This window comes from Sulfurimonas sp. HSL-1716 (assembly GCF_039645975.1).
GTDB classification, from domain to species: domain Bacteria; phylum Campylobacterota; class Campylobacteria; order Campylobacterales; family Sulfurimonadaceae; genus Hydrocurvibacter; species Hydrocurvibacter sulfurireducens.
Genome location: NZ_CP147918.1, coordinates 1,484,225 through 1,505,779 on the forward strand (window position 1 = coordinate 1,484,225; position 21,555 = coordinate 1,505,779).

Here is a 21,555-nt window from a genome sequence, read left to right on the forward strand (position 1 = left end):
GAACAGTTATATTAGGTAGTTCAAACTAAATTTTGTGCTATAATGTTTTCAAATAAGATATTAAAAGTGAAATCAGATGCCAAAGAATAAAGACCAGCTCGGTGACGATGTGTTGTTCAGCTCTGAATCAAGCGATACGCAAAAATATCTAGAGCGGATGAAGGATGCCAGAAAAATAAAAAAAGAGAGTTTCGGTTCGCAGAAAGTGGACCTTAACGACTACATACTTTCTCCCGAAGGGTGGGAAGGATTAATGCTTTTTCTTTATTTCATATCTTTACCTTACCTCGTAGGCGCTTTGTTCTTGTTCATATTCATAGCACACGGCAGCGTAACGAACTTTTTTGTCCTTGACATAGGTGCCTTCTTTATAGTCTGGGCGATCGGTTACGAAGTGATCGCCGTACTCCTCTTAAGCGCGATTTTCATCTCTTATCTGAAATATCTGAAAGATTCTATAAAAAACCCTATCCATTAATACGGCTTATTGTAATTTTTTGTAATATTTCTCTATTATAATTTTAAAAAAAAGGAAAAACATGGCTTATTTTGACGATGTAAAAAAAGGCGACAAACTTTACGGACTGGTATTTGGTAAAGGAAAGGTCATAGAGGTATTTGAAAACAGCCACTACAAGATGATGGTCTCTTTTAAAAACGGATATGAAGTCCCCTATACCGAAGACGGCATTCCGGGCTGGGGAAACTTCAAAAAACAGACTATATTTTATAAAAAAGATATCGATCTTACCGATGTGGACTTCACTCCTACGAAAAAAGTCCTCTCTACCAAGAAGATCATCAAGCTCAGGGAAAAGAAAAAACTTGAGGTCAGGCTTCCTTCTGGTATCTGGACCGATTGTACGAAATGCGTAAAAGGTTATATCGAAGATATGCTGGAGAAGGAAAAATATCACCTTTTCAGAAAGAAAAAGTGATTTTAGAGAAGAGATGAAGATATTTTTAACGATCATTATCGTTTTTCTCTCATTAATAAATATCTCGACTTATATAGACTCTGCCGCATTGGCTTTGCATGACCTTTCTTTTCAGCGGTCACTGGCCGCTTTTGGGATCGCCAAAGCGCTCAATGCCGTTATCTCCGTCTTTCAAGGCACAGAGTTTTCTTTTTCGCCTATGGGTATGGGCGTCAATATAAGTATCGGAGAGATACTCGATCCCTTAAACGATCTGATCGAACGCTTCTCCTGGCTTATGCTTGCAGCCACGATATCTATCGGCGTTCAAAAATTCTTTCTTCTCATCGGCACGAAGCTCTTTGTTCAGCTAGCATTTATCTTCAGTTCTGTTTTTTTAATGATGCTTTTGTGGATAAAGAACTTTCAAGACCGCAGATGGGTAAATATCTCGGTGAGAATATTTATCGTCATGTTCATCTTTCGGTTTGCGACCATCCTTTTTATCTATCTCAACCAGTTCGTATACACCTCTTTGCTTGAAAATGACTATAACAACGCCTCTGTTGTCCTTACAAAAACAGATCGACAGCTGGACAAAGAGTTCGCTTTGCAGCAGACAAACGCGCAGGATCTCGGCCAGATCTTTGACGTACGACAGAAACTCCAGACATTAAAATCGATTATTGACGATGCTTCCAGACAGATCATAACCCTAAGCGCCATCTTTGTGCTCAGCAGTATTCTCCTCCCGCTTTTGTATATCTGGATATTCGTACTTTGCATGAAATATGCCCTAACGGGTAGAATCGAAACTGAAACTATCCTGCGGCTAATAAGAAATAAAAGTTGATAATTATTTTTTAACCATTTTCCACTTATAATTTTGTATCAAAAAGAAGGAAGATGATGAAATATATATTACCCTTGATCATATCACTGTTTTTTACGGCTTGCAACAATTCAGATAAAACCGCTAACGAAAAGATGAGTGTAAACTCTACTTCCATAGAACAGGCCGTTACACAGGTCGAAGAGGAAAAACCCGATACGAAACCTGCTCAGGAAAATGCAAAAGCAGAGATGAACGGCGAAACGATTTTCAGCAAGTGCAAAGGCTGCCATGGAAACAGCGCCGAAAAGAAAGCTCTCGGCTCATCACAGATCATCAAAGGCTGGGATGTCTCAAAAATCGAAGAAGCTCTGCACGGATACAAAAACGGTACATACGGTGCGAAGATGAAAAATATCATGTCGGCACAGGCCAAAGGGTTATCTGATGAAGAGATCAAAAAAGTCGCTGTCTACATCCATTCATTATGATTAGAACGATAAAGGAGCTAAGCCCCTTTATCTACGCTGGGCGCTATGCCACTGAAGTTTGATGCTTCGCATCGGAAGTGTTAGGCTGTCGGAAGTGAAAACTTTTGAGTGACGAATTCTCCCTCTTGATTGAAAAAAAGATAATATAAAAAATCTTTCTTCACGCTCAAACCCGCTAAAAAACGCAAAGCCAGATTTGCCTGAAGAGAGGCTATATGCATCACTATGGGAGCGGCTATGCCCGCAGGCGTCTTTTGCGTTATCTTGAACACATCGTTAAAAGAGGCTTTGTCAAAAAAACATACCTGCCCGTTAAAAGCTTCCACGCTTCCATAGATCCAGGGAGTATTCACACTTTTTGCGTAAAGGTTTATCTCGCCGCGCACTGGAAGGTTGTCCGTCGCATCGATAATAAGGTCGACTTTTATCTTCTTCTCTTTAAATCCGTTAAAATCACACTCATGGGCAACCACTTTTACATAAGGAGATCTCTCTTGAATGATCTTTGCGTTCACTGCGGCTTTGTTCTTACCTTCGTCTCCCACTTTAAAAGCTATTTGACGGTGGATGTTATGGGTGCTCACTTCATCGAAATCAACCAGATGTATCTCGCCGATTCCGCTGGAACCCAAAGCAAAAGCAAGGGACGATCCAAGCCCGCCGCAGCCTATGACGGCTATCTTTTTATCTTGCAGCGAGCGCTGGGTCTCTTCTCCCCACAGCTGGACTTGACGATGAAAATAGTGCATCATTTCAAATCTCCTTATATATGAATTGTCTATTTTATCACTAATGCGCTCATACACGAACAAATATGAGTCAAATCATCAGGAATGGATCAATACTTCGTATTTATATCCCGAAATCCCCATGCACGTCTGGCTTCCACCGCTTCTGCATGACTCATCTCCACTATCATCAGCTCTTCGCTGTTGCCGAGTTCGTTGATAACGTCTCCGTTAGGATCGATTAAAAACGAATCCCCGTAAAATCTCCATGTATGATCTTTGTCTTTATACTCGCCTATCCTGTTTGCACGGAGCACGTAGCAGTTATGGGTAAATGCACGCATACGGGCGAGTTCTTTCCATCTTTGGGAAGATTCAAACGTCGAAACGCTCGGAACGATTACCGCATCGACGTTCTTTTGTGAAGCAAAATGCCAGAGTTTGTCCGCATGCATCTCAAAGCCGCTCATGACCGCGAATCTAAAACCATCGACGCTAAAGACCATCGGCGATTTTAAGAAAGTGGTTTCATTGGCAAAAAACTTCGCTTCGTTCCAGTGAGGATAGTTGATAAGGATCTGCTGGTAATAGTATGACGCGGATGTCGGCGAAAACTTGACTATACATTTATAGGGCTGTTTCTTCTTTACGATTACAAGCGGGGCTATGATGGTCATGGAGTATGTAGCGGAAAGCTCTTTAAGTATCTTTATCTGATGCTGTGACTGCTCTTGTATCATCGCAGTAGACATACTCTGCAGCTCTTTGAAAAAAGAGTTTAGGAGATACTCTCCCATGACAAGCACTTTAACACCCTTTTTATTCGCTATGCGGATGTAGTGGTAAAGTTTTGTCGAGCTCATTCCGATGGAGGGAAGCTGTAAAACGGCGGCCGTCATTTTGAGCTTTTTATCTCTTGGATTTTCAACTGGGCGTCTTCGAGCATCTTTTGGGCATCTTGAAGCTCTTTCATCCCCTCTTCGTAAGCTTTTATGCTGTTCTCCAGCGTTACTTCAGGATCCATCAGAGTCTCAAGTATCTTTTTTGAGTTTTGAAGCTTTGTCTCAAAATCATTCTTTGCCATCTAGCACCTCTTTTACGTAGTAATCAAATCTGTTCAACTCGACAAGAAAAGCATCATGACCGTAATCGCTGTCGACTTCGAAATAACGGTGATTGCTGTTTCCAATACTTTTTAAAGTATCGCCAATATGCTTCATCTCGTCGCTCAAGAACAGCATATCGCTTTTAAAGCCTATAAGATGAAGCTCAGAACAGATGTTCTTAAGTGCATCTTCCAATGAATCGTATCCGCGTGCCAGATCGTAGATATTTATCGCTTTTGTTATATAAAGATATGCAAGCGGATCGAACCATTTTGTAAAATTATTCCCGTTATACTCCAGATACGATTCGACCTGAAACTTCCCGAAAAGCTCAAAAAGGCCGTCGTTTCTCTTGTATTCACGGCCAAACTTCTCGGCCATGGAGTGATGCGACAAGAAACTGATATGTCCCGCCATCCTGCCGATAGCCATACCGCTGAGTCCATTTTCTTTTATCTCTTGCGGATCGTAATACCCGTTTTTGAAGTTCGGGTCTTTGAGTATCGCTTCTCCCGCTACTTTGTTAAAAGCTATCGCCCATGGCTGAGTCGCGTACGTCGCCGCCATCGAGATCACTTTTTTTGCGAAGTTTGGAAAATTGATGGCAAACTGCAGCGCCTGCATACCGCCCATAGAACCGCCTATGATAGCTTCTACGGAGTGGATATCAAGCCTATCGAAAAGTATGCGCTGGGCTTTGATCATATCCTTTATGGAAACAACAGGAAATTTGTAACGGTACGGCTCTTGATGGGGGTACATATTTGACATCGGACCGGTAGAACCAAAACAGCTGCCTATCACGTTCGTGCAGATGACAAAGTATTTGTTCGTGTCTACCGCTTTGCCAGGACCGATAAAACCGTCCCACCAGCCCGCTTTGTTCTCACCTTCGTAAATACCGGCCGCATGGTGTGAACCGGTGAGTGCATGACAGATAACGACCACATTGCTTTTATCTTCGTTTAGAGTCCCGTATGTCTCATACGTTATGTCGTAAGGCTCTAATATACGCCCGCTTTCAAGGTAAAGCGGATTGGTAAAATGCTCGGTATGTGTTTGCAGGTTCAACGACAATTTCTACGCTCTTTTCAAAATGATTATGTTATTTTAGCGAAAATGACTTAATGCAAATTCAATTTTGTCTTTTTATATCCAGTATCTCGGATAATGCCTTTTCGGATTGCCGGAAAGATTGTTTACAAAAAGAGCGACGGTGAGTAAAATAAAGGCTCCCGTAGCGATAGGGGAGAGCACAAACAGATACCCCGTACTGTGAACCTGCGCGCTTCCCGTTACTGCGATCAATGCCGTAGCGCCTCCCGGCGGATGCAGCATACGCGCAAAATGCATCGCAACGATGGACAAAGAGACCGCAAGCGCCCCCAAAACAGCTACATCCAAGGAGAGATACCTATATATCGTCACCCCGATAAAAGCAGATATCACATGCCCTCCTACCAGATTGCGCGGCTGCGAAAGATCGGCTTGAGGAACGCCGTAGATAAGTACGGCGGATGCTCCGAAAGATCCGACCAAGAACATGCTGTTAAGCAGGTTGAAATGTGTCAGACGGCTCAGAATCGAGACAAGATATATCCCCATAAAGGCACCAAGCCAGGACCATGCGATCTTACTGAAAGGTTTTCTGGGCGGAGATTTTTCTCCGCCTCTCATCTTTTTGAAAAAGGTCTTCATCTTTATTTGTCGGCTTGTGTTACATTACTGTCATAATGACGACTCCATCCGCCGCCGAGCGATTTGTAAAGTGTTACCTCGTCTATTAAAAGCTGGGTATAGGCATCTACACCCGAAAGTTTTGCATTTAAAAGCCCCTCTTGGGCAAGCAGCACGTCAAGATAACTGGCCGTTCCGCGCTCGAATTTTTTACTTGCCAGCATATACGCCTTGTCGTACGCTTCTATCTCCCGGTCTGCCGAAGCGCTTTTGAGTTTGGATATACGGATGCTTCCCAAAGAATCATATACCTCTTTATACGCAGTTTTTACCGCTTTATCATAAGATATCAGCGCGGCTTTTTGATCGGCTTTGCTCGCTTGTACGGCTGCTTTGATCCTTCCAAAATCAAAAAGCGGAATATTGAGGCTCGGACCGATCCCCCATACGGAGGAGTTGCCGCTTACGAGATTATCAAGATTTTGGCTTTGGTATCCGTAACTGCCCGTCAGGCTGATGCTTGGGAAATACGCCGCTTTGGCTACGCCGATAAATGCCGTTTTTGCTCTTAGGGTTTCTTCCGCCGCCTTTATATCCGGACGGTTCTCCAATATCTTTGCAGGGATACCCGCTGGAATCTCAATTGCTGAAGGAAGCGTTTTTGAAGCGATCAGCATCTTTTCAAATATCTCTTTTGGCGTACGCCCTAAAAGCAGTGCCAAAGCGCTTTGTATCTTTATTTTTTCCGATTCGATCGTCTGCACAAGAGTATCTGCAGCCGAGACCTGCGCCTCTGCCTGTGCGACGACCAGTTCGTCGACGACTCCATGTTTTAGCTGCATCTGCTTATACTGCAGACTCTCTTCATAGCTCATCAGGCTTTTCTTTGCGATACTTAAACGCTCGTTGACTGAGATCAGATTGAAATAGTACGTAGCGACATCGACCACGACAGAGATACGCAGCGCTTCTTTATCGGCATCGCTGGCAAGAAGCAGTGAAAGATCCGCGTTTTTTTGGTTCTGCGCCCTGCCCCAGAAATCGATCTCGTAAGCGACCGAAGCCGAAACACCGTAGTTATTATATGAACCGTTTTTAGTGCCCGTATAAGTATTGATACTTTTTTTCTCACGTGAAGCCGAAGCATCCATATCCAGCTGCGGATACATCTCCGCTTCGCTGAGCCCGTACTGTGCACGGGCCTTTTGAACGTTGGCGACGGCAAGTTTCAGATCATCGTTGTTCTTTAAAGCTTCTCCAATCAAAACGTTCAGGTTTTCATCGTTAAAGTTTTTCCACCAAGCGACATCGATCGTTACGTTTTTATCACCGTTTTTATCAAACGACGAAGGCAGTTCGACCTTGGGAGTCTTCATTTCAGGTGCCAGCGAACAGCCTGCAAAAAGCAGTGCCGCTGCCGTGCATACCGTTAATGTCTTAATGCGCATCTGCTTCTCCTTTGTTAAAATATTTCATCTTGAACCTCATGATCAGATAATAAAAAAGCGGTACGAAATAGATACCTATCATGGTAAGTGCGATCATACCTCCCACAACCGTCGTACCGATGATATGACGGCTGTTCGCACCCGCACCGATACTCAAAGCAAGAGGCAAAGACCCCATGATGAAAGCAAACGATGTCATGACGATAGGCCTAAAACGTATCTTTGCTCCCTCTATCGTCGCTTCAAGCAGCGGATATCCCTGCTTTAATCTCTGCATAGCGAACTCGACCATAAGGATCGCATTTTTTGCCGAAAGACCGACAAGCGTGATGAGACCTACCTGAAAATAGATATCGCTTTCCATTCCGCGCAGCCAAAGTCCCAAAACCGCGCCGAAAAATGCAAACGGTACCGCCAAGATGACGGCAAAAGGGATGCTCCAGCTCTCATACAGCGCAGCAAGGATCAAAAATACGAACACAATAGCATAAACAAACGCCACGTTACCGCTTTGCTGCAGTTTTTTCTCCTGATACGACGTTCCAGCCCAGCTGATAGTGTACCCTTCGGGAAGGATCGATTTGGAAACTTCTTCGATCGCTTTTAGCGCATCTCCGGAACTGTATCCCGGTTTTGGCTGTCCCGATATCTTTGCGGCATCGAACATGTTAAAACGCTGTATGACGCTTGAGCCGACGATACGTTTTATGTCGACTATAGAACTGATAGGGATCAGACTTCCATTATTCGACTTTACAAAAACATTGTCATAACTGTTCAATCCTTCGCGATATTGGGAATCTGCCTGCAAGTTGACATGATAGGTACGTCCGAAAAGATTGAAATCGTTGACGTATGTGTATCCGAAAGTAGCCTGCAGAGTCGTAAAGATATCTGCTATCGTCACACCCAAGGCTTTTGCCTTCGCTTCATCCACTTTTATCATATACTGCGGTACGTTCGTATTTAACGTCGTACGTACTGCCATCAGTTCAGGGCGCTCGCTTGCCTTTTGTACGATCTTTTGGACGTAACCGTTAAGTTTTTCCAGATCCGAACCCGTACGGTCTTGTATGTACATCTCAAACCCGCCTGTCGTACTCATCCCGCGAATAGGAGGCGGAGTAACGGCAAACAGGAACGCTTCTTTGTTCTGGGAGAACTTGCCCATATATTGATGCGCTATGGCCGAAGCCGAAAGCTCAGGCGAGCGGCGTTTGCTCCAATCGGACAGATGCACGAACGAGATCGCGGCATCCGTCTTGTACGCAAACGTCGTCACGTCAAGTCCGCTGAGTCCCGCGGCTTTGGTAACGTTTTTGCTTTTTAAAAGCTCATTGCTCACTTCGTTGGTGACAGCCTCAGTTCTTTCCAAAGAAGCACCAGGCATCATATTTTGAATGACCATGATGACACCCTGATCTTCACCCGGGACCAGGCCGCTTGGAAGCCTCAGCATCAGCATATACGCAGCGCCTATCATCGCAGCAAACAAAAGCAGATTGATAATCCCGAGTTTTATCACCCGTTTGACGCCGTTGGTAAAGCTTGATGTAGCATAGTCGAACATCTGATGAAATTTACGTATAGGCCAAAACGGCGTCGGTTCTTCATGTCTTAAAAACAGCGCACATAACGATGGAGTAAGTGTCAATGCGACAAGTCCTGAAATACTGACGGACATAACGATCGTAATGGCGAATTGTTGGTAAAGTTTACCGCTGAATCCACCCATGAACGATGCGGGAATGAAAACCGCAGAAAGCACCAAAACGATAGCAACAACAGGTCCCGTGATCTCGCTCATCGCTTTTATGGTCGCTTCTTTGACACTGATATCTTTATTATCCCGCAGGATACGCTCCACGTTCTCTATAACGACGATGGCATCGTCGACGACAAGCCCGATGGCAAGCGTAAGCCCGAAAAGCGTCAGCAGATTTATGGAAAAACCGGCGGCATAAAATCCTGCAAACGTACCGATGATCGATACGGGAATGGCAAGTACAGGAATGATCGTAGCTCTGATATTTCCCAAAAACAGGTAGATAATGCCCACGACCAGCAGGATCGACAGACCCAAGGTAAGCACAACCTCCTCTATCGACTGCCTGACAAATTCTGTCGGATCATACGGAACGCTTACTTTTATGTCCGAAGGAAAAGTTTTAGACAGCTCCGCTATGGTTTTGTCAAGAGCCGCAGAAACCTCTAAGGCGTTCGCACCCGGCGAAAGGAAGATACCTACGGGGATCATAGGCTCTTTATTGTACGTTGCATTAAAATAGTATGACTCCGAGCCGAGTTCGATTCGTGCGACATCTTTGAGTCTGAGAGCCGAACCGTCGCTGTTTGATTTGAGTCTTATATTTGAAAATTCTTCTACATCTTTTAGCCTGCTTTGAGCGCGGATTGTATAGGTATATACAGGATGTTTTGCAACTGGTTCTTGTCCTAACTGACCTGCCGAATATTGATTGTTCTGGCTATGAATCGCATTGACCACGTCCGTTACGGTCAGATTATAGTTTGCAAGTCTGTCCGGATTAAGCCAGACACGCATAGAGTAATCCTGGTTACCGAAAATGTGAGCATCTCCGACTCCGCGGATACGCTTGATATCGTCAAGCACGTTGATAAGAACATAGTTGGAGATATAGATCGTATCATGTTTTTGATTCTTGGAGGTGAATGCCAAGACTTTCAGCATATCCGGCGAACGCTTACGTACGCTTATCCCTTGATTGCGCACGGCCTGAGGAAGCTTGCTTATTGCCAGCTGAACACGGTTGTTTACGTCGACATTTGCCTGATCTGGATCCGTACCGATCTTAAAGAGCACGCTGATGGAGATGGTCCCGCTCGGCGACGCGGTCGATGTCATATAGATCATGTTATCAACACCGTTTATGGCTTCTTCAAGCGGTGCGGCAACCGTTTTGGACAAGGTCTGTGCATCCGCTCCCGGATATGTCGCCTGAACGTTTATCTGAACGGGAACGACACTCGGATAGGCCTGTACAGGGAGTGATTTGATAGAGATAAAACCGATGATTATGACCACAATGGACAATACTGCTGAAAATATCGGTCTGTTTATGAAAAATTTAGAAAACATTGCTGTGCCTATCTGTTTATTGTTTTATCTATAACCACGTTCTCACCCGGTTTGATTCGAAAGAAATTATTCACTACGACTTTGTCGTTCGCCTTGACACCCTCGACTACGAAATCCTGTTCTACGGTATCGAGTACTTTTACGGGTTTTACGGCTATCTTACCGCCGGCGACTACGAACACGACCGTTCCCAGAGGGTTTTGCAGTACCGCTTTTTGCGGGACGGCGATGACATGTTTTGATACTATGCCTATGATCTTGATCTTGACGAACTGCCCTGCCAAAAGCTGTGCATCCGCATTTTCAAAAACGGCGCGGGCTTTTAAGGTCGAAGTCGAAGCATCGACGCTCGTATCTATAAAGTTTATTTTGCCCTCTTTTTTATAGGGCTTGCCCTCAACTGTGAGCGAAGCTTTCAAACCTGCTCCCTGCATATTCGACCAGCTTCCGTTTTGAAGGTCGTATCTTTGTTTTATAGCATTGATATCGGGAATAGAAAACTCGGCATAGACGGGGTTCGTCTGCGTTATCTTTACAAGCGATGTTCCCTCTTTTACAAAATCGCCGATATCTGCGAGCTTCATTCCGGCAACACCGTCGATCGTCGCTTTCACCTCTGTATAGTTCAGGTCTACCGATACTCTTTGAAGCTCCGCCTTTGCGACATCGACACTGGCTTTTGCGGTCTGATAAGCAAAATACGCCGTATCTTTATCCTGTTCGCTTATCGCTTTGTCTTTGTAAAGCCCGTCTGCACGCTCCCAGTCTTTTTTCGCTTTTTGCATCTTTGCGCTTTCCAGATCGAGCGTCGCTTTGGCACTGTTTACGGCCGCTTGATAGACATCCGGTTCTATCTTGTAAAGCAGATCGCCTTTATGAATACTTGCTCCCTCCGTATAATGCTTTTCCTCTAAAACGCCTGAGATTCTTGCCGTTACCGTTACGTTTTTTACGGAACTGATGCGCGCGGGGTACTCTAAAGAAACCGGCATATCCTGTGCTTCTTTTACGATATAGACATCGACCTTCGGTGCAGGCATCGCCGCTGCCGCTTTAGCATCTTGTGCCGATAAAGTGCTTCCTAGCACGATACCGCTCAAGATCACCGCTTTAAACATATCTCTATTAAACAGTTTCATTTGATATCCCCTTTTTTTATCTTCATGTTTTTACTCTCTTCAAGAATCGTATCGAGAACTCTAAAAAAAGTCTCTATCTCCTCTTTGCTCAATCTGCTTTTTACCGTTTCATTAAATTTCTGTGCCAGCGGTATCGCAGATCCCAAAATATTTTCTGCTTTGGGCGTCAAAAAAATTCTGTTCGCCCTTCTGTCATTTTCTATATCTTCTCTTGCAAGCAGGCCTTTTTTTAAAAGCGAATCGATCGATCTGCCCACGGTCGTTTTGTCTTTTCCAAGCAGTTCGGCTATTTGCGTCTGCGTTACTTCATTGTCTTCGCTTATTATTTTCAGTGTAGCAAACTGCTCCGCCGCGATCCCGAAAGAAGGCCTTAACAGCTTTGTAAAATTTGTTTTAAGCGTTGTAGCTACAAGGTTTATTCTATAACCGATAGAATCTTTCAGCATATATGACATGCAAGCTCCAGAAGATAAAATTTTTAAAATAGTAGCATATGCAACTTTAATGAAATTTAAAATAAAAAATAATCATGGATTCTTTTTATTTTTTATAAAGACAAGTCATCCAGATTTTTGTCTATTGTTTCAAGAACTTTTACAGCTGCCGTGAACATCTCTGGTTCTATGCCTTTTATCAATCTTTCATCGATAAAAGCACTCAGAGCCGCAAGTTCCTGTGCCGCTTCTTTTGTTTTTTTACTCGCTTTTATCAGATACGCTCTGGGATCCTCAGGATGGTCTACTTTAAGTATATATTCCTTTTGAAGCAGCCTTTTGAGCGTCGTAGAAAGATTGGAAGGTTCTGTCGAGGTCAGCTCGCAAAGCTGAGCTTGCGTCATCGGACCTTTTTCAATAAGCGTAAGCAAGATTGCCCTCTGCTCGGGAGTGATGCCGTAAGGTTTTAGCAGATCACTCATTCTTTTGTGCATCTTGCGCTTTACACGCCCGATAAGCGGTCCGATCTTTAGAGCAGAACCCATTAAACGCTCATTGCTCATCATGCGCCTTTGAAGCGATCTTCATAGCAAGCATCTTCATCGGAGGCAGTATGATCATAAGCGTAGGAAAAGCGATGATAAATGCCGCCATCCATGCATGAAGCCAAATACTTAAGAATCCTGAAACAAATCCAAGGTTCAAAGCGGAAATAGCAAAAGACATGACAAAGGTCATCACAAACGCAACCAAAAAAGACTGAACAAAGAAAAGATGTTTTACGGAGATCATAAGAGTCCTTTAAAATGATTTTGAAAAGTATATAACCCTTTTCCTTAATATTATATAAATAACTATTATGCGCATAACTATAAATTTTATTTGATTATTAAAGCTCCGTTTAAAAGTATATCTTAAGCTAAAACGGCGGCGAGGAAAACTGCCGCCACAGCCCTTAAGCGTCCAATGCCTGTTTCATATCTTCGATAAGATCGGATATATCCTCAAGGCCGCAGCTGATACGGATAAGTCCCGCAGGTACGCCGCATGCGTCAAGCTCCGCCGGGCTCAACTGCTGATGGGTCGTTGAAGCGGGATGCGTGATGATCGATTTTGAATCGCCTATATTTACCACAAGCGAGTAGAGTTTCGTGGCATCCACGACTTTCACCGCCGCATCAAAACTCTCCAGTTCAAAACTTAAAAGTCCGCTGCATGCACCGCCGTCGAAATATTTCATCGCGTTCTCATAGTTTGCATTGCTTTTCAGCCCCGGATAATTCACTTTTTTGACCTTTGGATGCGCCTCCAAAAACTCTGCAAGCATCTGGGCGTTTTTCGAGTGTTCTCTCATACGAAGCGAAAGATGCTCGATCCCTTGAATAAAGAGCCATGAGTTAAAAGGAGAGACTACCGCACCCAGATCACGAAGCAGGCTGAGCCTTGCACGAAGCGTGAAGAGCGGCAGAGGCACATCGACATAAACGAGACCATGATAAGAGTGATCAGGCTCGTTAAAGTGAGCATATCTCGGGTTTGCTTTTATCTTTTGCAAAAGTCCTTTTCTCTCTACCAAGATTCCGCCTATCGCAAGTCCCTGCCCCGTCGTATATTTGCTTGCGCTGTGAACGACCACATCCGCTCCGCGCTCTAAAGGACGGCAGAGAACAGGCGTGGCCACCGTATTGTCTACGACCGTGATAATATTGTAGCCGTCGGCGATCTTTGTGATTGCAGAAATATCCGCTACGTCGATACTCGGATTTGTAAGAGTTTCGAAAAATATCACTTTTGTCTTCTCATCTACAAGTTTATGTACCTCCTCGGGATTATGGACATTAAAAAATCTTGCCTCGATACCAAAGCGTTTGAGCGTATGAGCGGTCTGCGTCAGTGTCCCTCCGTAAAGCTGCGAGGCACAGACGATATTGTCTCCCGCTTCGGCACAGTTTGCGATGGCGTAAAAAATAGCGCTCATACCGCTGGATGTCGCAAGTGCGGCTTCTCCGCCTTCAAGCGCAGCAAAACGCTTTTCAAAGACATCGGTGGTCGGGTTGTTCAGACGCGTGTAGATATTTCCCAGCTCTTTAAGTGCAAAAAGATCAGCTGCATGTTTAGAATCGCGAAACTCATAAGCAGTGGTTTGATAGATAGGTACCGCCATAGTGCTTTGAGAGTCTTTGTCGTATCCTGCATGGAGAGCTTGTGTTTGTTGTTTCATAGGAAGAAACCTCGTGATTTATAAATTTTTCCTATTTTATCAAAAAACAGATAAGAACATTGCCAATCCTTAGTAACTTTAAAGTGTTACCTCGTTCACCGTTCAGTTAGAAAAGAGTATTAAAATTTGGTTGTACGAAATATTAAAACGCAAACAGGAGGTAACACTATGAAAGTTATTCACTCGACTTTGATAGCGGCAATTCTAGGTGGGCTTTTAGTAAGTGCAAACGCGCAAGAACAAAAACCTATGAACGATCCTTTTTACAATGATTTTGTAAAACTGCAAAAGGATATGGACAGTATGTTTGTAAACTTTCATCAGAAGTATTTCAGCGATGACAAGTTTTTCAGCCAAATGAAAATATCCGCAAAAAGCGACTTTAAAGACGACGGCAAAAAATATGTCATCAAGATGGACCTTCCGGGATTTGAAAAATCAAACATAGACGTAAAAGCAAAAGACGGAATCATCAATATCAAAGCCAAAAACGACATGGACACCCAAAAGAAAGATGAACATTTTTATGAAAGAGAACGTTATACAGGCTCTGTATACAGAAGCTTTTCCCTTCCAAAAAATGCAGATACTTCAAAGCTGAAAACCGACTATAAAAACGGCGTCTTGACGATAGACATCCCGAAAACATAGACTTTATCCCCCTCCCCCACGGGGATAAACCCTGCAAATCCTTTTTTTCTTCATTGTAATTGATATGTAACAAACTAAAAATATAATCTTAAAAATCAAAAATCGGTGCAACATTTTGAAAAATACCGCATTCAAATCCGTGTTTAAACAGTTCAAAAAAAAGTTTAAACGACTCGACCTGAAAACAGACGACACAAAACTGAAAAAATCATATAAAGAACTCGAAACCGCTTACAACAAACTAGAAGATTACAAAGGTGTACTGGAAAAAAAAGTGCAGCAGGAGATAAAAAAACGACTGGAACATGAGCTTTTGATGCTTGAGAAGACCAGATTTGTGACTATGGGAGAGATGATGGACGCAGTTGCACATCAATGGGTACAGCCGATCACGCTGATCTCCATGTATGTAGATACTTTGAAATATGAGATCAGAGAGGACAAAATAAACAAAGACTATTTTATCGAACTTTTAGAATCGATAGACAAGCAAAAAGATTATATGGATTCAACGCTAAACGAGTTCAGAAATTTTTTGAACCCGCTCAATGAAGAGGTAACATTTGAACTCAACAAAACGGTAAAGAAATCTTTGAATCTACTCAAAGAGGAGTTCGATCTAAACGGCATAGAACTCTCGTTTAAAAAATCCGACGAACTTTTCATCAAAGGTAACGGCAAAGAGATCCAGCATGTGATCATCAACATATTAAATAACGCAAAAGATGCTTTCAAGCTGAGAAATATAAGCGGCTGCCGTATTAACATATCCGTAAAACAAAAGGATTCCACTGTGTCTCTGCTCATAGACGACAACGCAGGCGGCATCGACGAGCTGATGCTCGATAAGATATTTCATCCCTACGTGACGACAAAAAAAGCTTTTGGAGGTTCGGGAATCGGGCTGTATATGAGTCAGCTTATCATGCAAAAGCACAATGCCGACATAAGCGTACAAAATCATGAGAACGGAGCAAGGTTCTCACTCGACTTTCATAAACAATAGATCTTGTTTCAAAGGAGTTTTACGTGAAATCCGTAGTAATTATAGACGATAATCCGGACATGACCATGATGCTAGAAAGGTTCTTTAAAAGATTTGACAAGAACAATATAAAGACCTTTAACAACCCTTTTAAGGCATTGGAGTACATTCAAAGCGAAAAAGTGGATTTTGTCTTGTCCGACATCACTATGCCAAATATGGACGGACTCGAGCTTTTACAAAACGTAAAAGCTTTAAAAAATCCGCCGAAAATGATCATGATGACGGCGCAATCGACTTTGGACAGAGTTCTAAAAAGTCATAGATACGAAGCTCATGATTTTATGATCAAGCCTCTGGATCTAAACAGGCTTGAGAAAAGGATCAAAGAACTGCTTGAAGCTTAACTGTTTTTAAAAAGAGTCCCTTTGTTGTGAATACCCTCCATCAAAAACTCCTTTGCCGTTGAAAGGTCATAACCGCTGCACAGGAACATCTTTCTATTTTTGTCAAGCAGATATTTTGCCGCTTTTAATTTTGTGACTATCCCGCCTGTGGCAAATTCGTTGTTTGGCGTATGTGTTGCTTCTAAAGCACACTCGTCTATACTGTTTACCACCTTTAAAAGCTTCGCGTCCTTGTTTTCATGCGGATTTGAATCATAATAACCGTCTATGTCACTTAAAATAACGAGCATATCGGAATTCGTATGATGCGCAACATGTGCTGAAAGCTGATCGTTATCTCCAAACACCTGATCGGGCGTGGTAGATATATCGTTTTCATTGATGATAGGCAGTATGCCGTTTTCCAGTGTCGTGTCTATGATCTGGCTGAATATCTCGGTTCTTTTTCTTGAATCGAAATCATCCTCGGTTAAAAGTATTTGTGAGATATCCACTTCAAAAGTGTCAAACTTTTTTTTGTAACTGCTCATAAGAATAGGCTGTCCGACCGATGCCAGGACTTTTTTACCTATCTGCTTTTTTCTGTCAAGTTTCAAAGCGGTATATCCGGCAGCCACCGCACCGGAGGTCACTAGGATAACGTCATATTTTTCTATGAGCTCGGCTATGAACGTGACAAGCTTGAGCATCCTTACCTTAGCTATACTGTTTGACTCCGTTAAAACCCCGCTTCCGACTTTTATTACAACTCTTTTCATATTTTCCTTTCATCTTCATCGTAAATAACAGCTGTTCCCGCCAAAAGGTCATGGAACGCTCTTTTATCTTTTCGAAATGCAACCATTAAAAATCCAAGTAAAAATGGAATTGTCGAGATGACATACCCTAAAGAACGGGTAATTGCTTGTTTGTTCGTTATATCATCAAATGTTTTTGCATCTACTATCTTAATTTTAACTATCTTCTTACCGGGAGTGGCACCGCGCCAGCTTCTCCAAAAAACGATAGTCACAACTAAAACCGATATCTCAAAAACGAGTTCCCAGCTAAAAGAAGTCTTGGGCTGATGAGCAAGTGCCGCCTGTGCGTTTCCGTTCATCGCGTAGATCATATTTTGCTTATAAAGAGAGAGATCAAACCAGTTGCCGTCACTTAAAAAGTAGATGACGACTGCTACGGGCAGAGCCAAAAAGAGAGTATCTAAAAAAGAGGCGGTAAATCTTACCCAAAAACCTGCGTATTTTATATTATCCATATGCCGATCTTTTACGTTGCCGGCATCCGCTCATAAGAGCGGATGCCTTAAAATTATATATGATAATTCGGAGCTTCCTGCGTGATGATGACATCATGGACATGACTCTCTTTAAGTCCCGCACTCGTGATCTCGACAAATTCTGCTTTTTTCCAAAAATCTTCTATACTTTTGCTTCCGCAATATCCCATGGACGAGCGGAGACCTCCCATCATCTGATGGATGATTCCGGCAATGCTTCCTCTAAAAGGTACACGCCCCTCTATCCCTTCGGGGACCAGTTTGTCCGCAGCCGTTCCCTCTTGGAAATATCTGTCGTTAGAACCTTTTTGCATCGCACCGATACTTCCCATACCGCGGTATGATTTGTACTGGCGGCCCTGAAACATGATCGTCTCGCCCGGAGACTCTTCCGTCCCCGCAAGAAGTGAGCCCGCCATGATGCATGAAGCACCGACCGCAAGAGCTTTTGCGATATCGCCCGAGTATTTTATACCACCGTCGGCAATAACAGGAACACCATGTTTTCTCGCCACTTCGGCACATTCATCGATAGCTGATATCTGAGGAACACCCACACCAGCAACGATACGGGTCGTACAGATAGAACCCGGTCCGATACCTACTTTCACTCCGTCGACACCCGCTTTTATCAATGCTTCGGCAGCTTCTCCCGTCGCAATATTGCCGGCTATGACATCGACTACCATACTCTCTTTGATCTTTTTAACGGTATCGATGATCCCTTTGGAGTGTCCGTGTGCAGAATCAAGGACAAGCACGTCACAGCCTGCATCGACAAGCGCTTTGGCACGGTCGAGCTGACCTACGCCGATAGCTCCGCCGACTCTGAGTCTGCCGAAATCATCTTTATTTGCATTTGGATACTCAATACGTTTTTTGATGTCCTTGATCGTTACAAGACCTTTTAAAAATCCTTCCTCGTCGATAATAGGAAGTTTTTCTATCTTGTTTTTGTGCATGATTTCTGCCGCCTGATCTATCGATATCCCTTTTGTCGCAGTAATCAAAGGCATTTTCGTCATCACTTCTTCAGCGGTCTTGCGCATATCTTTTTCAAAACGCATATCACGGTTCGTAAGGATTCCCAGAAGCTTGTTATGTCCGTCTACGACAGGTACTCCCGATATCTTATACTCGCTCATAAGCGCGTCGGCTTCTCCGAGCGTCGCATCAGGATACACGTAGATAGGATCGATGATGATACCGCTTTCGGATTTTTTTACCTTTTTTATCTGGGCACACTGCGTGTTGATATCCATGTTTTTGTGGATGATCCCGATACCGCCGAGGCGTGCCATCGCGATAGCCGCTTGATACTCGGTTACGGTATCCATCGCCGCTGAAACCATAGGAATATTCAATGTGATGTTTTTTGTAAGTTTTGTCTCTAAGCTTACCTCTTTTGGCAAGACTTCCGAGTATTGCGGTACCAGTAGTACGTCTTCAAATGTTAGAGCGCGCTTGCGAATTTTCATACGGCTGTCCTTATGTAGAGTAAAAATCATATAGTTGTCTTAAAATTATGCGATTATAACTTTTTTGTGGTTAAAAACAGGTAAAGGAATTTACGCGCCCGCTTCTTTAAGCAAGCCGTACCTGTATATCTCGCCTTATGATCAAAAATCGCTGCTAAAAGCGAATTTTTTCTCATAAAACAGTTTCAGACAGGTATCCACCGCCGCAGAATCATACAAGCTCCCTTTTCCGCGCTTTATCTCGTCCAGCGCAGCCTCGATGCCTAAAGAGGGGCGGTAAGGACGGTGCGAAGACATCGCCTCGACGACATCTGCCAAAGCGACGATCTTGGATTCTATCAGGATCTCATCGCCTTTTAAACCCTGAGGATATCCCGTTCCGTCGATCTTTTCATGATGCTGCAAGATGATATCGGCGATAGGCCACGGAAATTTGATCTCCTTTAAGATATCGTACCCCGTTTGGGGGTGCATCTGGATCAGCTTATACTCCAATTCGTTGAGTCTTGTAGGTTTGGAAAGTATCTCCGCGGGAACATGGATCTTGCCGAGATCGTGGATCATTGCCGCAAAGCTGATGCCTTTGATCTGATCTTCGGATAAGCCCATTTCAGAGGCGATGGCAACCGCAAGCTCGCTTACACGGCGTTGATGTCCCGCAGTGTAAGGGTCTCGCGCTTCTAACGTCGCAGCAATAGTCTGGATCGATTGTTCAAGACTCTCTCTTAAAAGCAGAGCCTGCCGTTCATGCTCGATACGCACCCTAAGCGTGATGATGCCGTAAGCCAGATCGCTTGCCAGCTCTTCGAGCAGTTTAACTTCATCATCGTCAAAAGGCTCCGCTTCGGTCGAGTAGATCGTCAATGTACCGAAACTACCCTCTTTATCGATCAGCGGAAGCGCAATGTTTGAAGAAAATCCCCGTGAAGAGACAGCTTCTTCCCAGCCTTTTATGCTGCATTTGCCGCCCAGATCCCTGCATATCTGAGTCTTTGACTCCCGTATCGCCTTTGAGATGGGAAACTGTCCGTTCTCGTTATCGCCCCAGCTGGGTTCTCCTTCCCAAAAGTAGCTTTTCTGCAAGCCGGACCATGCCTTTGGAACAATGCTTTTTGCATCATTGTTTTGAGCATAACAGACCATCGCCAGATTGTAGCCGCCTTTCTCCACGATAATATCCGTAACGGATTGTAAAAGTTCCTCTTCGTTCGTCGCGCGCACCAATGCCAGATTTCCCGCGGAGAGAGTTCTTAGAGCCCTGTTGGCGCGATTAAGCGAGATCTCTGCTTCCCTGCGCTCGGTAATGTCGCGGTCAATACCGCGATATCCCAAAAGCTCTCCCTCTTCGTTAAAAAACGGAATACCGCTTGTTTCCATCGTCACGGCGTGTCCGTCTTTGTGGATCATGGTATTTTCCAAGGCGACCATCTCCGAACGTTTTTTGACTATGTCTTGAAAAACAAGACTTAACCTTTGTGCTTCTTCGGAAAGCATAAATTCAAAAGGCGTCCTGCCGAGCAGTTCGTCAGGTTCATATCCGATGAGAGTTCTTGACTGAGGGCCGACATAGGTGTACCTTCCATTTTTATCGACCTCCCATATCCAGTCGCTCACAGACTCTACGATGACACGGAACTTTTCCTCGCTTTCGCGCAAAGACATCTCCATCTTCTTGTATTTCGTAACGTCTTCGAGCGTATGCATCGAGTAGAGATACTCACCGTTCTTATTTGTCAGAGAATACGCAAAAGAACGAAAAGTAGTATCGCCTACTTGTATCTCCTCTTCACTGCCCCTTGTGCCGGGATTTTCCAGCCCTTCTTGACAGCTGCGGATCGGCGCATCGGACTTTGGAAATACCTCGAAATATTTTTGACCTATGATCTCTTTAAACGGACGCCCCGCATATGTCTGATACGCTTTATTGCAGCGCAGTATGCGAAAATCGTCATCATGCATAAAGATCGCATCTTTAAAAGAATCCAGTGCGCACATCCACTCCTGGTGTGCATGTTCGATCTTTTCGCACGTCATTTCACTCATCACTTCACTCCCAGTATCCCTTTTGGACAGTTTTTAAGTCTTGTATCGCAAAGCTGAACTTGTCTCAGGTACCGCATCGTACCTGTTATCTGCGCTTCATCAGGTTTCATGGCAAAAGCTTTTTGGATCGCATAAAAACTATCGTTGCCTTTTATCGCTTTTATCCATGTATATTCCTCTTTATGGGAGATCTTGCTTTTTGGACAGTAAAGCATTATCAGTGCATAGTCATAGCCGTTTTCTTTGCCTTCGGATATGACTTTCGTATAGCTCTGCTTACACTCTTTTTGCCACATCTCTTTCATATTGGCGATATACTCGTTTGCACTTATGGGCAGGTTTTTGTGGTAGATGCTCACGGTGAGCATCTGCGACCAGTCTTTTACGCTCTCGGTCTTTGGCACGAATTCCGCAAAAGAAAGAGAACTTTTCGGATTGTACGCTTTGTATCCTACTTTAAAATCATGAGGCATACCAAATAGAATATTTTCATCTTTCAGGCCTTTTGAAAAACTAAAAACTACCAACGTGATCAATAAAAAAACTACACGCATCTTCTGCTCCTTCTTGAATTTGCCTATATTCTAACACAAAGAAAGAAAAA

24 protein-coding genes are annotated in these 21,555 nt (G+C 43.7%); 7 read left to right on the forward strand and 17 right to left on the reverse strand.

Annotated elements, in window-relative coordinates; genetic code table 11:
- The first annotated feature begins 76 nt into the window (after positions 1–76).
- From WCY03_RS07495 to WCY03_RS07510, 4 genes are all read left to right on the forward strand, one after another.
- Positions 77–478 (forward strand): hypothetical protein, encoded by a 402-nt coding sequence (locus WCY03_RS07495; protein ID WP_345991677.1) that lies wholly within the window; start codon positions 77–79, stop codon positions 476–478.
- Positions 479–539: 61 nt separating this feature from the next.
- Positions 540–938: a hypothetical protein gene (locus tag WCY03_RS07500; RefSeq protein WP_345991678.1), complete on the forward strand. Its 399-nt coding sequence runs from the start codon at positions 540–542 to the stop codon at positions 936–938.
- Between the two features lie 13 nt (positions 939–951).
- The gene (locus tag WCY03_RS07505; protein ID WP_345991680.1) at positions 952–1,770 is read left to right on the forward strand and encodes a hypothetical protein; all 819 of its coding nucleotides are present in this window, start codon (positions 952–954) and stop codon (positions 1,768–1,770) included.
- Positions 1,771–1,826: 56 nt separating this feature from the next.
- Entirely contained in the window at positions 1,827–2,240 is a 414-nt protein-coding gene (locus WCY03_RS07510) for a c-type cytochrome (protein ID WP_345991682.1), read from the forward strand.
- Positions 2,241–2,320: 80 nt separating this feature from the next.
- Here the strand turns inward: WCY03_RS07510 and WCY03_RS07515 are convergent, their stop codons facing one another.
- From WCY03_RS07515 to WCY03_RS07570, 12 genes are all read right to left on the reverse strand, one after another.
- Positions 2,321–2,992, reverse strand: a complete 672-nt coding sequence (locus WCY03_RS07515) for a ThiF family adenylyltransferase (RefSeq protein ID WP_345991684.1) — start codon at positions 2,990–2,992, stop codon at positions 2,321–2,323.
- Between the two features lie 86 nt (positions 2,993–3,078).
- Positions 3,079–3,867, reverse strand: coding sequence for a carbon-nitrogen hydrolase family protein (locus WCY03_RS07520; RefSeq protein ID WP_345991686.1), 789 nt, complete (start codon positions 3,865–3,867; stop codon positions 3,079–3,081).
- A complete protein-coding gene (xseB, locus tag WCY03_RS07525) occupies positions 3,864–4,052 on the reverse strand; it encodes an exodeoxyribonuclease VII small subunit (RefSeq protein WP_345991687.1) in 189 nt (62 codons plus the stop codon). Before xseB ends, WCY03_RS07520 begins: the two co-directional genes overlap by 4 nt.
- Entirely contained in the window at positions 4,039–5,151 is a 1,113-nt protein-coding gene (locus WCY03_RS07530) for a homoserine O-acetyltransferase (protein WP_345991688.1), read from the reverse strand. The genes xseB and WCY03_RS07530 overlap by 14 nt, the downstream gene beginning before the upstream one ends.
- 72 nt (positions 5,152–5,223) lie before the next feature.
- Positions 5,224–5,772 (reverse strand): HPP family protein, encoded by a 549-nt coding sequence (locus WCY03_RS07535; protein ID WP_345991690.1) that lies wholly within the window; start codon positions 5,770–5,772, stop codon positions 5,224–5,226.
- A 2-nt stretch (positions 5,773–5,774) separates the two neighbouring features.
- Positions 5,775–7,199: an efflux transporter outer membrane subunit gene (locus WCY03_RS07540; RefSeq protein ID WP_345991692.1), complete on the reverse strand. Its 1,425-nt coding sequence runs from the start codon at positions 7,197–7,199 to the stop codon at positions 5,775–5,777.
- Positions 7,189–10,317 (reverse strand): multidrug efflux RND transporter permease subunit, encoded by a 3,129-nt coding sequence (locus tag WCY03_RS07545; protein WP_345991694.1) that lies wholly within the window; start codon positions 10,315–10,317, stop codon positions 7,189–7,191. Before WCY03_RS07545 ends, WCY03_RS07540 begins: the two co-directional genes overlap by 11 nt.
- A gap of 8 nt (positions 10,318–10,325) precedes the next feature.
- Positions 10,326–11,456 carry an efflux RND transporter periplasmic adaptor subunit gene (locus tag WCY03_RS07550; protein ID WP_345991696.1) on the reverse strand — a complete coding sequence of 377 codons (1,131 nt, stop codon included), beginning with the start codon at positions 11,454–11,456 and terminating at the stop codon, positions 10,326–10,328.
- Positions 11,453–11,911, reverse strand: a complete 459-nt coding sequence (locus tag WCY03_RS07555) for a MarR family winged helix-turn-helix transcriptional regulator (RefSeq protein ID WP_345991699.1) — start codon at positions 11,909–11,911, stop codon at positions 11,453–11,455. Before WCY03_RS07555 ends, WCY03_RS07550 begins: the two co-directional genes overlap by 4 nt.
- Positions 11,912–12,003: 92 nt before the next feature.
- On the reverse strand, positions 12,004–12,453 hold the full coding sequence (locus WCY03_RS07560; protein WP_345991701.1) for a MarR family transcriptional regulator: 450 nt from the start codon (positions 12,451–12,453) through the stop codon (positions 12,004–12,006).
- Positions 12,443–12,682: a DUF2798 domain-containing protein gene (locus WCY03_RS07565; RefSeq protein WP_345991702.1), complete on the reverse strand. Its 240-nt coding sequence runs from the start codon at positions 12,680–12,682 to the stop codon at positions 12,443–12,445. The genes WCY03_RS07560 and WCY03_RS07565 overlap by 11 nt, the downstream gene beginning before the upstream one ends.
- Positions 12,683–12,845: 163 nt before the next feature.
- Complete coding sequence (locus WCY03_RS07570) at positions 12,846–14,111, reverse strand: O-acetylhomoserine aminocarboxypropyltransferase/cysteine synthase family protein (RefSeq protein ID WP_345991704.1); 1,266 nt, start codon at positions 14,109–14,111, stop codon at positions 12,846–12,848.
- Positions 14,112–14,279: 168 nt separating this feature from the next.
- Between WCY03_RS07570 and WCY03_RS07575 the strand changes: the two genes are divergently transcribed.
- From WCY03_RS07575 to WCY03_RS07585, 3 genes are all read left to right on the forward strand, one after another.
- Positions 14,280–14,762, forward strand: coding sequence for an Hsp20/alpha crystallin family protein (locus WCY03_RS07575; protein ID WP_345991706.1), 483 nt, complete (start codon positions 14,280–14,282; stop codon positions 14,760–14,762).
- Between the two features lie 115 nt (positions 14,763–14,877).
- A complete protein-coding gene (locus tag WCY03_RS07580) occupies positions 14,878–15,768 on the forward strand; it encodes a HAMP domain-containing sensor histidine kinase (RefSeq protein ID WP_345991707.1) in 891 nt (296 codons plus the stop codon).
- Positions 15,769–15,791: 23 nt separating this feature from the next.
- The gene (locus tag WCY03_RS07585; RefSeq protein WP_345991709.1) at positions 15,792–16,154 is read left to right on the forward strand and encodes a response regulator; all 363 of its coding nucleotides are present in this window, start codon (positions 15,792–15,794) and stop codon (positions 16,152–16,154) included.
- On the opposite strand, the gene proB is transcribed toward WCY03_RS07585, so the two are convergent.
- The 5 genes from proB to WCY03_RS07610 all read right to left on the reverse strand — a co-directional run bounded on the left by proB (position 16,151) and on the right by WCY03_RS07610 (position 21,505).
- A complete protein-coding gene (gene proB / locus WCY03_RS07590; RefSeq protein WP_345991710.1) occupies positions 16,151–16,912 on the reverse strand; it encodes a glutamate 5-kinase in 762 nt (253 codons plus the stop codon). The two genes, WCY03_RS07585 and proB, sit on opposite strands and share 4 nt — an antisense overlap.
- Positions 16,909–17,409 (reverse strand): RDD family protein, encoded by a 501-nt coding sequence (locus WCY03_RS07595; RefSeq protein ID WP_345991712.1) that lies wholly within the window; start codon positions 17,407–17,409, stop codon positions 16,909–16,911. The genes proB and WCY03_RS07595 overlap by 4 nt, the downstream gene beginning before the upstream one ends.
- A 53-nt stretch (positions 17,410–17,462) precedes the next feature.
- Positions 17,463–18,908 carry an IMP dehydrogenase gene (guaB, locus tag WCY03_RS07600; RefSeq protein ID WP_345991714.1) on the reverse strand — a complete coding sequence of 482 codons (1,446 nt, stop codon included), beginning with the start codon at positions 18,906–18,908 and terminating at the stop codon, positions 17,463–17,465.
- Between the two features lie 141 nt (positions 18,909–19,049).
- Positions 19,050–20,951, reverse strand: a complete 1,902-nt coding sequence (locus WCY03_RS07605) for an HD domain-containing phosphohydrolase (protein ID WP_345991716.1) — start codon at positions 20,949–20,951, stop codon at positions 19,050–19,052.
- Positions 20,951–21,505, reverse strand: coding sequence for a hypothetical protein (locus WCY03_RS07610; RefSeq protein WP_345991718.1), 555 nt, complete (start codon positions 21,503–21,505; stop codon positions 20,951–20,953). Before WCY03_RS07610 ends, WCY03_RS07605 begins: the two co-directional genes overlap by 1 nt.
- Positions 21,506–21,555 lie beyond the last annotated feature (50 nt).